The organism is Micromonospora sp. MP36 (assembly GCF_008119785.1).
In the GTDB taxonomy this organism is placed as follows: domain Bacteria; phylum Actinomycetota; class Actinomycetes; order Mycobacteriales; family Micromonosporaceae; genus Micromonospora.
In genome coordinates this window covers 1-13,531 of sequence record NZ_VSFA01000152.1, presented here as the reverse complement: position 1 = coordinate 13,531, position 13,531 = coordinate 1, and the positions used below count along the sequence as shown (strand labels likewise).

The following is a 13,531-nucleotide window of genomic DNA, read 5'->3' as shown; positions in this document are numbered from 1 at the left end:
ATCCAGGATCGAGCGTGATCTTCAACGACGGCAGCCTGGCGGGGGTGCAGACACGTCGAGCGCGGCACCCCTGAGGGATACCGCGCTCGACGGGTGACCGGCGGAAGCCGGCTCAGACGTTGAAGCCGAGGGAACGGAGCTGGTCCCGGCCCTCGTCGGTGATCTTGTCAGGGCCCCACGGCGGCAGCCACACCCAGTTGATCCGGATGTCGTTGACCAGTCCGCCGCCCGGGCCGGTGGTCAGCGCCTGCCGGGCCTGGTCCTCGATCACGTCGGTGAGCGGGCAGGCCGCCGAGGTCAGCGTCATGTCCAGGGTGGCGACGTTCTCGTCGTCGACGTGGATGCCGTACACCAGGCCCAGGTCGACCACGTTGATGCCCAGCTCCGGGTCGACGACGTCCTTCATCGCCTCCTCGATGTCACCGATCGCGGCCTTGCCGGCCGGAGCGGCCCCGCCGGTGGCCGGCGTCGCCGCGCCGTCGGTCGCCACGGCGCCGGTCTCCGGCGTGGTGGTGTCCTCGCTGCTCATGCCTCTACCTCCGTCGGGCTCACGCCCACCCCGGCGCGTGCCGCGGCGTCCTTGAACGCCATCCACGACAGCAACGCACACTTCACCCGGGCCGGGTAGCGCGCGACACCCGCGAACGCCACCCCGTCACCGAGCACTTCCTCGTCCGGCGTGACCTGGCCACGCCCGGACATCAGCTCGACGAACGCCTCGTGCACCACGGCGACGTCGTCCGCGGCCCGGCCGCGCAGCAGCTCGTGCAGCACGCTCGCCGACGCCTGGCTGATCGAGCAGCCCATCCCGTCGTACGAGATGTCGGTGAACACCTTGCCGTCGGTGGCCACCCGCACGGTGATCTCGTCGCCGCAGGTCGGGTTGACGTGGTGCGCCTCGCCGACCCGGGCGGCCGGGTCCGCCGCGTCCCGCAGGCCACGGCCGTGCGGGTGCTTGTAGTGGTCCAGGATGATCTCCTGGTAGAGCTGGTCGAGCTGCATCAGCCGAACACCTTCCGCACCTGCTCGAGACCGGCCACCAGCGAGTCGATCTCGTCCGTCGTGGTGTACAGGTAGAACGACGCCCGCGTCATGGCCGGCACGCCGAACCGGGTGCACACCGGCTTCGCGCAGTGGTGCCCCACCCGCACCTGCACGCCGAGCGAGTCGAGCACCTGCCCGACGTCGTGCGGGTGCACGTCGCCGAGCGCGAACGAGATCGTCCCGCCCCGGCCGACCGGCACGTTCGGGCCGAAGATGCGCAGCCCCGGCACGGTGGCGAGGGCGTCCAGCGCGTACGCCGTCAGCTCCTTCTCGTGCCACTGGATCGCGCGCATGCCGATCCCGCTGAGGTAGTCCACCGCCGCGCCGAGCGCGACCGCCTCGGCGATCGGCGGGGTGCCCGCCTCGAACCGGGCCGGCGGCGCGGCGAACGTCGACCGGGCCATCGTCACCGTCTCGATCATCGACCCGCCGCCGAGCACCGGCGGCATCGCCGCCAGCAGCTCCGCCCGGCCCCACAGCACCCCGATGCCGGTCGGGCCGCACATCTTGTGCCCGGTGAAGACGATGAAGTCGGCGTCGTAGTCGACCACGTCCATCGGCATGTGCGGCACCGACTGCGAGCAGTCCAGCAGCAGCAGCGCGCCCACCTCGCGGACCCGCTGGGTGATCCGGGCGGTGGCGTTGACCGTGCCGAGGATGTTGGAGGTGTGCACCAGCGAGACGATCTTCGTCCGCTCGGTGACCAGGTCATCCAGCCCGGACTCGTCCAGCCGGCCGTGGTCGGTGACCGGGAACCAGCGCAGCGTGGCGCCGGTCCGCTCGGCCAAGAGCTGCCACGGGACGATGTTCGAGTGGTGCTCCATCTCGGAGATCACGATCTCGTCGCCGGGGCCGAGCCGGAACCGGGGGTCGGCGTCGGCCCGCGGCGAGGCGTTGGAGAACGCGTACGCCACCAGGTTGATCGCCTCGGTGGAGTTCTTGGTGAACACCACCTCGTCCACGCTCGGCGCGTTGATGAACGCGGCGATCTTCGCCCGGGCCCCCTCGTACGCCTCGGTCGCCTCGGTGCCCAGGGTGTGCACCGAGCGCGACACGTTGGCGTTGTGCCGCGCGTAGTGCTCGGCGAGCACGTCGAGTACCTGCCGCGGCTTGTGCGAGGTGTTGGCGCTGTCGAGATAGACCAGCCGGTGCCCGTTGATCTCCCGGTCCAGGATCGGGAAGTCGGCGCGCACCGTGGCCACGTCGAAACGCGGCACGTCGTCGTACTGCGGCATCCCCTCCGGGATGGCGATGGTGGTCATCTCCGCGGCCCTTCCGGCTCTCAGGCCCGCGCCGAACCGGCCCCGGCGACGTACCGCTCGTAGCCCTCTTCCTCGAGCTTGTCGGCCAACTCCGGGCCGCCCTGCTCGACGATCCGGCCGGCCACGAAGACGTGCACGAAGTCGGGCTTGATGTAGCGCAGGATCCGGGTGTAGTGGGTGATCAGCAGCAGGCCGGTGTCGCCGGTGTCGCGGACCCGGTTCACGCCCTCGCTGACCACGCGCAGCGCGTCCACGTCGAGGCCGGAGTCGGTCTCGTCGAGGATCGCCATCTTCGGCTTGAGCAGCTCCAGCTGCACGATCTCGTGCCGCTTCTTCTCGCCGCCGGAGAAGCCCTCGTTGACGTTGCGCTGGGCGAACGCCGGGTCCATCTGCAGCTTCTCCATGGCGCCGCGCAGCTCGCCGGCCCAGGTGCGCAGCTTCGGCGCCTCGCCGTCGATGGCGGTCTTCGCGGTACGCAGGAAGTTGGCCACGGAGACGCCCGGCACCTCGACCGGGTACTGCATGGCCAGGAAGAGGCCGGCGCGGGCCCGCTCGTCGACGGACATGGCCAGCACGTCCTCGCCGTCGAGGGTCACCGAGCCGCCGGTGATCTCGTACTTGGGGTGACCGGCGATCGAGTACGCCAGGGTCGACTTGCCGGAGCCGTTCGGGCCCATGATCGCGTGGGTCTCGCCCGACTTCACGGTCAGGTCGACTCCGTGCAGGATCGGCTTGAGCTCACCCTCGGGCAGCTTGACCGACACCTTCAGGTCGCGGATCTCCAGGGTGCTCATTATCGGGTCACTCCATTGCTCGGCGTCAGGCTGACGTAGATGTCGCCGTCGCGGACTTCGACGGGATAGACGGGAACGGGTTCGGTCGCGGGCAGCCCGGTGGGCTCACCGGTACGCAGGTCGAAACGGGATCCGTGCAGCCAGCATTCCAGCGTGCACCCCTCGATCTCGCCCTCGGAGAGGGCCACCGCGGCGTGCGAGCACTCGTCGTACACGGCGTAGAAGTTGTCGTCCTCGCCATGCACGATCGCGATCTGGGTGCCGTCCACGTCGGCGCTGATCGCGGTGCCCTTCGGCACGTCCTCGGTCGCGCAGATCCTGATCATCAGGCGCCGGCCTTGGTCAGCCGGGCCTCGATCGCGTCGCCGAGCCGCTCGCGCAGCTCCTCGACCGGGATCTTGTTGATCAGCTCGGCGAAGAAGCCGCGCACCACCAGGCGGCGGGCCTCCTCCGCCGGGATGCCGCGGGCCATCAGGTAGAAGAGCTGTTCGTCGTCGAAGCGGCCGGTCGCGCTGGCGTGGCCGGCGCCGGCGATCTCGCCGGTCTCGATCTCCAGGTTGGGTACGGAGTCCGCCCGGGCGCCGTCGGTGAGCAGCAGGTTCCGGTTGATCTCGTACGTGTCGGTGCCGGTCGCCTCGGCCCGGATCAGCACGTCACCGACCCAGACCGTGTGCGCGCTGTCGCCCTGCAGGGCACCGCGGTAGCCGACGTAGCTGCGGCAGTCCGGCACCGTGTGGTCGACCAGCTGCCGGTGCTCCAGGTGCTGGCCGGAGTCGGCGAAGTAGACGCCGTACAGCTCGGCCTCGCCACCCCGGTCGCCGTACTCCACCGAGGTGTACTGCCGGACCAGGTCGCCGCCGAGGCTCACCTGGACGTGGATCACCTTGGCGTCCCGGCCCAGCCGCACCTTGAGGTGCTGCGCCTGGACCGCGTCGTCGGCCCAGTCGGCGACGGTGACCAGGGTCAGCTTCGCCCCATCGGCCACGGCCACCTCGACGTTGTCGGCGAGGGTGGCGGAACCGGCGTGCTCCAGCACCAGGGTCACCTCGGCGAACCGGCCCACCTCGACGAAGGTGTGGCCGAAGGCGAGCGTGTCGGCGCCCTCCCCGACCACCCGCAGGCGCACCGGCGCGGTCACCACCGCGTCCCGCGCGACCTGCACCAGCAGCGCCTGCCCGGCCCCGCCGTACGCCAGCGCGCTGACCCGGTCGAACGGGGTGAGCACGCTACCCACCCGCGGGTCATCCGTGCCGATCCGGCTGACAGTGACGCCCTCAGGCAGATCGGCGTACTCGTGGCGGACCGTGCCGGTCGCGGCCGGCGCCCCACCGACCAGGCCGCGCAGGCGCTTGAGCGGGGTGAAACGCCACTCCTCCTCCAGGCCCGTGAGGGCCGGGAAGTCGGCGACGTCGTACGAGCGGAGCGCCTGCGACTTGGTGGCGGGCGGCGCGGAAGCCTGGATAGTCATCTCTTCCTTGCTGTTCTGCGACGGCGGTGTTTCGTGCTGTGTCCGCGGACCGGCGCGACCGGCCCGCCGGGCGACCACTCCGGCGCGGCGCGGCTGCCGCCAGCGCCGCGACCCGGAGCGGTCGTCGGGTGGCCGGGGTCAGCCGACCGCGCCCTCCATCTGGAGCTCGATCAGGCGGTTGAGCTCCAGGGCGTACTCCATCGGCAGCTCCTTGGCGATCGGCTCGATGAAGCCGCGCACGATCATCGCCATCGCCTCGTCCTCGCTCAGGCCCCGGCTCATCAGGTAGAAGAGCTGGTCCTCGCTGACCTTGGAGACGGTCGCCTCGTGGCCCATCGACACGTCGTCCTCGCGGATGTCGACGTACGGGTAGGTGTCCGAGCGGGAGATGGTGTCGACCAGCAGCGCGTCGCACTTGACGGTGCTCCGGCTGCTGTGCGAACCCTCCAGCACCTGCACCAGACCGCGGTACGAGGTGCGGCCGCCGCCCCGGGCGATCGACTTCGACACGATGGTCGAGGAGGTGTGCGGCGCGGCGTGCACCATCTTGGCGCCGGCGTCCTGGTGCTGGCCCTCGCCGGCCATGGCCACCGAGAGCACCTCGCCCTTGGCGTGCTCGCCGGTCATGTAGACCGCCGGGTACTTCATGGTGACCTTGGAGCCGATGTTGCCGTCGATCCACTCCATGGTCGCGCCCTCGTGGCAGACGGCGCGCTTGGTGACCAGGTTGTAGACGTTGTTCGACCAGTTCTGGATGGTCGTGTAGCGGCAGCGGGCGTTCTTCTTGACGACGATCTCGACCACGGCGCTGTGCAGCGAGTCCGAGGAGTAAATGGGCGCGGTGCAGCCCTCGACGTAGTGCACGTACGCGCCCTCGTCGACGATGATCAGCGTCCGCTCGAACTGGCCCATGTTCTCCGTGTTGATCCGGAAGTAGGCCTGCAGCGGGATCTCCACGTGCACGCCCTTCGGCACGTAGATGAAGGAGCCACCGGACCAGACGGAGGTGTTCAGCGCGGCGAACTTGTTGTCGCCGACCGGGATCACCGTGCCGAAGTACTCCTTGAACAGGTCCTCGTGCTCCTTGAGGGCGGTGTCGGTGTCGAGGAAGACGACACCCTGCTCCTCCAGGTCCTCACGGATCTTGTGGTAGACGACCTCGGACTCGTACTGGGCCGCGACACCGGCGATCAGCCGCTGCTTCTCCGCCTCGGGGATGCCCAGCTTGTCGTAGGTGTTCTTGATGTCCTCGGGCAGGTCCTCCCAGGAGGCGGCCTGCTTCTCGGTGGACCGGACGAAGTACTTGATGTTGTCGAAGTCGATCCCGGTGAGGTCGGCGCCCCAGGCCGGCATCGGCTTGCGCTCGAACAGCCGCAGGCCCTTCAGGCGCAGGTCGAGCATCCAGGCCGGCTCGTTCTTCTTCGCCGAGATGTCCCGCACCACCGCCTCGTTGAGGCCGCGCTGGGCGGACGCCCCGGCGACGTCGGGGTCGGCCCAGCCGTACTCGTAGCGACCGAGGGCGGCGAGCTGCTCCTCCTGGGTCAGGGGCTGGACGATCTGCTCGGTCATCTATCTGTCCTCACAGTGGTGACGGTGTTACCGGACGGAGAGCCCGCGCGCGGGCTCTGACGCGGCTGGGCCGGGATGTGCGTGGTGCACACCCCGTCGCCGTGCGCGATGGTGGCCAGGCGCTGCACGTGGGTGCCGACCAGACGGGAGATCACCGCCGTCTCGGCCTCGCACAGCTGCGGGAAATCGGCGGCCACGTGCGCCACCGGGCAGTGGTGCTGGCAGAGCTGGCCGCCGGAGGCGATCGTGGACGCGTTGGCAGCGTAGCCCTCGGCGGTCAGCGCCCCCGCGAGCGCCTCCGCCCGCGCGAGCGGGTCGTCGCCGGCGTCCTCCATCGCGGCCTGGCAGCGGGCCTCCAGCGCGGAGACCTGCTCGGCGGCGAACTCCTCGACCGCCTCCGGGCCGCCGGTGCGGGCGATCCAGCGCAGCGCAGCGGTGGCCATGTTGTCGTAGTGGTGGGTGCCGCAGCGCACCCGCCCCGCCTCGGTCAGCACGAAGACCTTGGCCGGGCGGCCCCGCCCCCGGCTGCCCCGCACGACCTGCTCCCGGGCGACCACGTCGCCGTCGGCGAGCATCGCGTCCAGGTGCCGGCGGATCGCCGCCGGGCTGAGCCCGAGCGCGGAGCCGAGCTGGGCGGCGGTGGTCGCGCCCCGCTCCAGCAGCAGCTGGGTGACCCGGTCGCGGGTGGAAAGATCGGTGGACGCGGCCGGCGAAGACTCCGGCTCGGCGCGTCTGGGGCCGTCGCCGGCGACCTGCCCGGTCGCCGGCGGTTGCCCGGAGAGCGCCGCCGCGTTTTTCACAACGCCAACGTTACGTAATTCGCCGGAGGCCCGCAAACCGGGTCCCCGGTGATCCCCACCACCGGGGTAACGGAGTCACCCGATCGGGGACCACTACGGTGCGTAGGATTCGCTCCGTGAAGCCTTCCGTCCGGTTCCCGGTCTCCCCCGCGCTGCTGCGCCGCCTCGCGTACGCCTCGATCATCGCGAACGTGGCGATCGTGGTCACCGGCGGGGCGGTCCGGCTCACCGCCTCCGGGCTCGGCTGCCCCACCTGGCCCCGGTGCACCGACGAGTCGTACACCACCACGCCGGAGATGGGCGTGCACGGGGTGATCGAGTTCGGCAACCGCCTGCTCACCTTCGCGGTGGGCGTGATCGCGCTCGCCGTGGTGCTCGCCGTGCTGGCCCAGCGACCCCGCCGGCGCGGGCTGCTGCCGCTCGCGGTCGGCGTGCTGTTCGGCATCCCCGCCCAGGCCGTGATCGGCGGGTTCACCGTGCTGACCAACCTCAACCCGTGGGTGGTCGGGCTGCACTTCCTCGCCTCGATGGTGGTGATCGCCGCCGCGTACGCCCTGTGGCGGCGCACCGGCGAGCCGGACGTGCCGGCCACGCCCACCGTGCCGGCGCCGCTGCGCGCCCTCGCCCGGCTCACCACGCTGGTGAGCGTGGCGGTGCTGGTGATCGGCACCTGGGTGACCGGCAGCGGCCCGCACGCCGGCGACCAGGGCGCGGCGCGCAACGGCCTGGACCCGGAGTCGATCTCGCAGGTGCACGCCGACGGGGTCTTCCTGCTGATCGGCCTCTCGATCGCGCTGGTCTTCGCGTTCCGCGCGGTGGGCGCGCAGCGGGCCACCCGGGCCGCCGTGGTGCTGGTCGCGGTCGAGCTGGGTCAGGGCCTGATCGGCTTCGTGCAGTACTTCACCCACCTGCCGGCGGCGCTGGTCGCCGCGCACATGCTCGGCTCCTGCCTGGTGCTGCTGGCCACCCTGGCCGTGCTCTGGTCGACCCGGGAGCGCCGCCCGCTCGGCCCGGCACCGCACGCCGACCGGGCCGCCGAGCCCGCCATCGCCGCCGTCTGACCCGCACCTTCACGCCCCGCCCCAGATCCGCACAGCTGCACGAAAAGAGTGGCCTTCGGACGCACCGAGGCCACTCTTTTCGCGTATCGGGATGGTCGGGTGCCCGGCCCGGGTGGGGACGGGTCAGGGGCGGCGGGTGAGGTGGGTGGCGATCGCCTCGGCGAGGCGGTCGGGGGCGCCGTCGGCGTACCCGATGAAGAGGCTGGGCTCGGTGAGCTCCAGCTCGACCAGGACGGGCGATCCGTCCGGGCCCGGGATGAGGTCCACCCGGGCGTACAGCAGCCGCCCGGGGCCGCCGGGCAGCACGGCTAGGGTCTTCTCCGCCACGGCCAGCTGCTCGGGCGTGGCCGTCCGCGACGTGATCTCCTCGCGCTTGTAGAGCTCGGCGACGCCCAGGTCCGGGCCGACCAGCATGGGGCCCTTGCGGATCGCGTGGCTGAACGCCAGGCCGCCCGGCCCGGCCAGGAAGAGCAGCGCGGTCTCCCCGGCGGTGTCCACCGCGTCCAGGTAGGGCTGGACCATGGCGACCCGGCCGGCGTCGGAGAGCCGCCGCACGTGCGCCACGGCCAGTTCCCGGTGCTCGGGGTCGGCCAGGTCGTACCGGCCGGTGTCCTGGCTGCCGGCGCTGACCGCTGGCTTGATCACGTACTCGCCGGTGTCGGCGGACGGCGTCCAGTCCCGCCCGGGCTCGACCCAGGTGGTCGGCACGGTCGGCACGCCGGCGGCGGACAGCTCGGCCAGGTAGCGCTTGTCGGTGTTCCAGGCGACCACGTCGGCCGGATTGACCAGGCGCGGGACGGTCTGCGCCCAGGCGACGAAGTCGTCGCGGCGCAGCGCGTAGTCCCACGGCGAGCGGAGCACGACCAGGTCGTACGCCGACCAGTCGACGGTCGGGTCGTCCCAAACCACCGCCTCGGCGGTGATGCCGCGTGAGGCGAGCGGGGCGAGCACGAGCCGGTCGTCGGGGTCGAGGTCGGTGAGTGCGGTGCAGGTGGCGAGAGCGACCCGGGGTTCCCCCCGGGTCGACTGGTGGTGGTGGGTCATCTATTTGTCAACGGGCCATCGTGCGCCGGGCCATCGACCGCCAGAGGTCGTTGCTCGGACGCATCTGGTCCATCAGTTCACGCTCCCAGGCGTTCTCGACGGCGACTCCGGCCTTGGCGCAGGCCTGCCGCGCGACGTCGGTGCCGTCGGCGAACTGGTCGGCCCACGCCCCGTCCTCACCCACGAGGACGATCCGCGCGCCGCGCTTGCCGACGTACTCGATGACCGCCTTCGCCCCGCCGTGCCCGGCGGCGAACGACCTGATGCCCGCGACCAGGCCGTTGGGGGCCTGCTCGGCGGTCTGTTCAGCCGTCAGCGTCGTATCGGAACCATCTGCCATGACGCGAAGCCTAAGCAGACTTCCACCCACATGTGCGAGAACGATGAACCAATTGTGATGCCAATTACCTACGGGTTTAAGGAAGACCACAGGTTTTTCGCCCGGACATGTCGGATAAGGCAGGACGAAGCGGGCAGGCGAAATCGCCCTGGTCTGTCCTGGTTGGGCAGGCCCCGTCGAACCCGAAAAAAAATTCTGGAAAAAATCCGACGCACGTCCTCGCGGACGGGTCAGAGCAGGGCGTCGAGCGCGACGGCGGCGAAGAGGATGGTCAGGTAGGTGGTGGACCAGTGGAACAGCCGCATCGGCTTGACCGCCTCGCCCCGCGCCGCGCGGCGGCACAGCTTGTGCGCCTCGACCACGAAGACGCCACCGACGACCAGCGCGGTCACCCCGTAGATCGGGCTCATCCCGAGCGGCCAGACCGCCAGCGAGGAGAGCAGGGTCAGCCAGGAGAAGATCAGGATCTCCGCGTTCACCCGGCGGACCGAGGCCACCACCGGCAGCATCGGAATGCCGGCCCGGGCGTAGTCGGCCTTGTACTTGATCGCCAGCGCGTAGAAGTGCGGCATCTGCCAGAAGAAGACCACCGCGAACAGCCCCCACGCGGCGGGCGCCAGCGACCCGGTGACCGCGGCCCAGCCGATCAGCACCGGCGCGGCCCCGCAGGCGCCACCCCAGAACGTGTTGGCCGCCGTGGTCCGCTTGAGCCAGAGCGTGTAGACCAGGTCGTAGTAGGCGATCGCGGCCAGGGTCAGCCCGGCCGCCAGCCAGTTGGTGAACGCGGCCATCAGCGCGACCGAGATCACGCCGAGCACCAGGCCGAAGATCAGCGCGCTGCGCGGCGACACCGTGTGCGCGGGCAGCGGTCGGCGCTTGGTACGCCGCATCAACTGGTCGATGTCCCGGTCGATGTAGCAGTTGAGCACACTCGCCGCGCCGGCGGCGAGCGAGCCACCGACCAGCACCACGGCCACCAGCCAGAGCGAGGGCATCCCCCCGTCCGCGAGCATCATCGCCGGCACGGTGGTGACCAGCAGCAGCTCGACGATCCGCGGCTTGGTCAGGGCGACGTACGCGGCGAGCACCGCCCGCACGTCCCGCCGACCGCTCGCCGCCGCCTCCGTCACCGTGCGCACCGGCGGCTGCCCGGCAGAGTCGCTGACGGGGCGCTCGGTGATCATGCTCACGGATTGCCACCTTCCGGCTTTTGGCGGGGGAGGTCGGTCGGCCCGGACCCGTCGGGTCCACACACCGACCCACAGACTACGCGTCGTCGTTTTGGCTGCCCCGGAGACCCGACAACGGTGCGGGCCGTCACAGTCCGCGGTGCACGACGGATCCGGTCGGAGGAGCACAGAAGAGCATGCAGAGATCCCCGGGCGTACGTTTAGGACCGCTCGATAGGGTCATCACTGAGGGTTCCGCCCATCTGCCGAGGAGCACAACCAACGTGGCTGCCAACCGACCCGAGCTTCCCGCTCTCAACTGGTCCGACCTCGACCGCAGGGCCGTCGACACGGTCCGCGTGCTGGCCATGGACGCCGTGGAGAAATCCGGCAACGGCCACCCGGGCACGGCGATGAGCCTCGCCCCGGCGGCGTACCTGCTCTTCAACCGGGTCATGCGGCACAACCCGGCCGACCCGAACTGGCCCGGCCGGGACCGGTTCGTCCTCTCCGCCGGGCACTCCAGCCTGACGCTCTACATCCAGCTCTTCCTCTCCGGCTATCCGCTGGCCCTGGACGACCTCAAGGCGCTGCGCCAGTGGGGCTCGCTCACCCCGGGTCACCCCGAGCACGGGCACACCCCGGGCGTGGAGACCACCACCGGCCCGCTCGGCCAGGGCCTCGGCAACGCCGTCGGCATGGCGATGGCGGCGCGCCGCGAGCGGGGTCTGTTCGACCCCGAGTCGGAGGCCGGTGACTCCCCCTTCGACCACGACATCTGGTGCATCGCCTCCGACGGTGACATCGAGGAGGGCATCAGCCACGAGGCCAGCGCGCTCGCCGGCCACCAGCAGCTCGGCAACCTCTGCGTGATCTACGACGACAACGAGATCTCGATCGAGGACGACACCCGCATCGCCAAGAGCGAGGACGTGGCGGCCCGCTACGAGGCGTACGGCTGGCACGTGCAGACGGTCGACTGGCGCCGCGGCGACGCCGACCAGGGCGACTACCACGAGGACGTGCCGGCGCTCCACCAGGCGCTGCTGGCCGCCAAGGCGGAGACCACCCGCCCCTCCTTCATCGCGCTGCGCACCATCATCGGCTGGCCGGCGCCGAACAAGAAGAACACCGGCAAGATCCACGGTTCGGCGCTCGGCGCCGACGAGGTGAAGGCCACCAAGGAGATCCTGGGCTTCGACCCGCAGCGGACCTTCCAGGTCGACGAGGACGTGCTGGACCACGCCCGCCAGGTGATGGCGCGGGGCGCCGCGGCGCAGGCCGAGTGGACCACGGCGTTCGACGGCTGGGCGCAGGCCAACCCGGAGCGCAAGGCGCTCTGGGATCGGCTGGCCGCCCGGCAGCTCCCCCAGGGCTGGGCCGACGCGCTGCCCACCTTCCCCGCCGACGCCAAGGGCATCGCCACCCGGGCCGCCTCCGGCAAGGTCCTGGAGGCCCTCGCCCCGGTCCTGCCGGAGCTCTGGGGCGGCTCGGCCGACCTGGCCGAGAGCAACAACACCACCATGAAGGGCGAGCCGTCCTTCATCCCCGCGGTGCACGCGACGAAGGACTTCCCGGGCCACGAGTACGGCCGCACCCTGCACTTCGGCATCCGCGAGCACGGCATGGGCGCCATCCTCAACGGCATCGCCCTGCACGGCGGCACCCGCCCGTACGGCGGCACGTTCCTGGTGTTCAGCGACTACATGCGCCCCTCGGTGCGGCTCGCCGCGTTGATGAAGCTGCCGGTGGTCTACGTCTGGACGCACGACTCGATCGGCCTCGGCGAGGACGGCCCGACCCACCAGCCGGTGGAGCACCTGACCGCGCTGCGCGCCATCCCCGGCCTGGACGTGGTCCGCCCGGCCGACGCCAACGAGACCGCGTGGGCGTGGCGGCAGGCGCTGGAGCACACCGACCGACCGACCGCGCTGGCGCTCAGCCGGCAGCCGCTGCCGACCTTCGACCGCACCGAGCTGGCCGGCGCCGACGGCGTGGTCAAGGGCGGTTACGTGCTGGCCGAAGCCTCGACCGGCAGGCCGCAGGTGATCCTCGTCGGCACCGGCTCCGAGGTGCAGCTCTGCCTGACCGCCCGGGAGCGGCTGGAGGCCGACGGCACCCCCACCCGGGTCGTCTCCATGCCCTGCCAGGAGTGGTTCTTCGCGCAGGACGAGGCGTACCGGGAGTCGGTCCTGCCACGCGGGGTAAAGGCACGGGTGAGCGTGGAGGCGGGTATCGCCATGTCCTGGCGGGCGATCGTCGGCGACTGCGGCGAGAGCGTGAGCCTGGAGCACTACGGGGCGAGCGCCCCGCACACCGTGCTGTTCGAACAGTTCGGGTTCACCCCCGACCGGATCGTGGCCGCCGCGCACGCGGCACTGACCCGGGTGGGCGACATCACCGGTAACCCGACCGGCAACTGAGGGGAGCGTGGACGGCATGACGGACCGGCTGGGCGAGCTGAGCGCCGCGGGTGTGGCGATCTGGCTCGACGATCTTTCCCGGGTACGACTGAGCTCCGGCGGGCTGGACCAGCTCCGCCGGGAGAAGCACCTGGTCGGGGTGACATCCAACCCGACCATCTTCGCCAAGGCGCTGAGCGCCGCGGACGAGTACAACTGGCAGCTGAAGGACCTGGCCATCCGTGGGGTGGACGTCGAAGAGGCGGTCCGCATGCTCACCACGTACGACGTGCGGTGGGCGTGCGACGTGATGCGCCCGGCGTACGACGCCAGCGCGGGGGTGGACGGCCGGGTCTCCATCGAGGTGGACCCGCGGCTGGCCCACGAGACGGAGAAGACCGTCGCCGAGGCCGGGGCGCTGTGGTGGCTGATCGACCGACCCAACCTCTTCATCAAGATCCCGGCCACCGAGGCGGGGCTGCCGGCGATCACCGCGACCCTGGCCCAGGGGATCAGCGTCAACGTGACCCTGATCTTCGGCCTGGACCGGTACTCGCAGGTGATGGAGGCGGTCCCGG

General features: G+C 71.0%; 14 protein-coding genes. 3 read left to right on the top strand and 11 right to left on the bottom strand.

Annotation, left to right across the window (positions count from 1 at the left end):
* Positions 1-112: 112 nt before the first annotated feature.
* From FXF52_RS38065 to FXF52_RS38030, 8 genes are all read right to left on the bottom strand, one after another.
* Positions 113-529, bottom strand: coding sequence for a metal-sulfur cluster assembly factor (locus FXF52_RS38065; RefSeq protein ID WP_148804520.1), 417 nt, complete (start codon positions 527-529; stop codon positions 113-115).
* Positions 526-1,002 carry a Fe-S cluster assembly sulfur transfer protein SufU gene (gene sufU, locus FXF52_RS38060; protein ID WP_148804519.1) on the bottom strand — a complete coding sequence of 159 codons (477 nt, stop codon included), beginning with the start codon at positions 1,000-1,002 and terminating at the stop codon, positions 526-528. Before sufU ends, FXF52_RS38065 begins: the two co-directional genes overlap by 4 nt.
* Complete coding sequence (locus FXF52_RS38055; RefSeq protein ID WP_148804518.1) at positions 1,002-2,306, bottom strand: cysteine desulfurase; 1,305 nt, start codon at positions 2,304-2,306, stop codon at positions 1,002-1,004. Before FXF52_RS38055 ends, sufU begins: the two co-directional genes overlap by 1 nt.
* A 20-nt stretch (positions 2,307-2,326) precedes the next feature.
* Positions 2,327-3,100: a Fe-S cluster assembly ATPase SufC gene (sufC, locus tag FXF52_RS38050; protein ID WP_148804517.1), complete on the bottom strand. Its 774-nt coding sequence runs from the start codon at positions 3,098-3,100 to the stop codon at positions 2,327-2,329.
* The gene (locus FXF52_RS38045) at positions 3,100-3,426 is read right to left on the bottom strand and encodes a non-heme iron oxygenase ferredoxin subunit (RefSeq protein ID WP_073837971.1); all 327 of its coding nucleotides are present in this window, start codon (positions 3,424-3,426) and stop codon (positions 3,100-3,102) included. The genes sufC and FXF52_RS38045 overlap by 1 nt, the downstream gene beginning before the upstream one ends.
* Positions 3,426-4,568 (bottom strand): Fe-S cluster assembly protein SufD, encoded by a 1,143-nt coding sequence (sufD, locus tag FXF52_RS38040; RefSeq protein WP_148804516.1) that lies wholly within the window; start codon positions 4,566-4,568, stop codon positions 3,426-3,428. The genes FXF52_RS38045 and sufD overlap by 1 nt, the downstream gene beginning before the upstream one ends.
* 138 nt (positions 4,569-4,706) lie before the next feature.
* Positions 4,707-6,137: a Fe-S cluster assembly protein SufB gene (gene sufB / locus FXF52_RS38035; RefSeq protein ID WP_148804515.1), complete on the bottom strand. Its 1,431-nt coding sequence runs from the start codon at positions 6,135-6,137 to the stop codon at positions 4,707-4,709.
* Positions 6,134-6,937, bottom strand: coding sequence for a metalloregulator ArsR/SmtB family transcription factor (locus tag FXF52_RS38030; RefSeq protein ID WP_148804514.1), 804 nt, complete (start codon positions 6,935-6,937; stop codon positions 6,134-6,136). Before FXF52_RS38030 ends, sufB begins: the two co-directional genes overlap by 4 nt.
* Positions 6,938-7,035: 98 nt before the next feature.
* On the opposite strand from FXF52_RS38030, the gene FXF52_RS38025 reads away from it, so the two are divergent.
* Positions 7,036-7,998: a heme A synthase gene (locus tag FXF52_RS38025; RefSeq protein ID WP_187413959.1), complete on the top strand. Its 963-nt coding sequence runs from the start codon at positions 7,036-7,038 to the stop codon at positions 7,996-7,998.
* Between the two features lie 123 nt (positions 7,999-8,121).
* Here the strand turns inward: FXF52_RS38025 and FXF52_RS38020 are convergent, their stop codons facing one another.
* The 3 genes from FXF52_RS38020 to FXF52_RS38010 all read right to left on the bottom strand — a co-directional run bounded on the left by FXF52_RS38020 (position 8,122) and on the right by FXF52_RS38010 (position 10,572).
* Complete coding sequence (locus FXF52_RS38020) at positions 8,122-9,042, bottom strand: RimK family alpha-L-glutamate ligase (RefSeq protein WP_148804512.1); 921 nt, start codon at positions 9,040-9,042, stop codon at positions 8,122-8,124.
* A 7-nt stretch (positions 9,043-9,049) separates the two neighbouring features.
* Positions 9,050-9,382, bottom strand: a complete 333-nt coding sequence (locus FXF52_RS38015) for a hypothetical protein (RefSeq protein ID WP_148804511.1) — start codon at positions 9,380-9,382, stop codon at positions 9,050-9,052.
* Between the two features lie 230 nt (positions 9,383-9,612).
* Entirely contained in the window at positions 9,613-10,572 is a 960-nt protein-coding gene (locus FXF52_RS38010; protein ID WP_148804510.1) for a heme o synthase, read from the bottom strand.
* A gap of 263 nt (positions 10,573-10,835) precedes the next feature.
* On the opposite strand from FXF52_RS38010, the gene tkt reads away from it, so the two are divergent.
* Both tkt and FXF52_RS38000 read left to right on the top strand, forming a co-directional pair.
* Complete coding sequence (gene tkt, locus FXF52_RS38005; RefSeq protein WP_148804509.1) at positions 10,836-12,974, top strand: transketolase; 2,139 nt, start codon at positions 10,836-10,838, stop codon at positions 12,972-12,974.
* A 16-nt stretch (positions 12,975-12,990) separates the two neighbouring features.
* On the top strand, positions 12,991-13,531 hold a 541-nt coding region (locus tag FXF52_RS38000), incomplete at its 3' end, for a transaldolase family protein (RefSeq protein ID WP_305069373.1).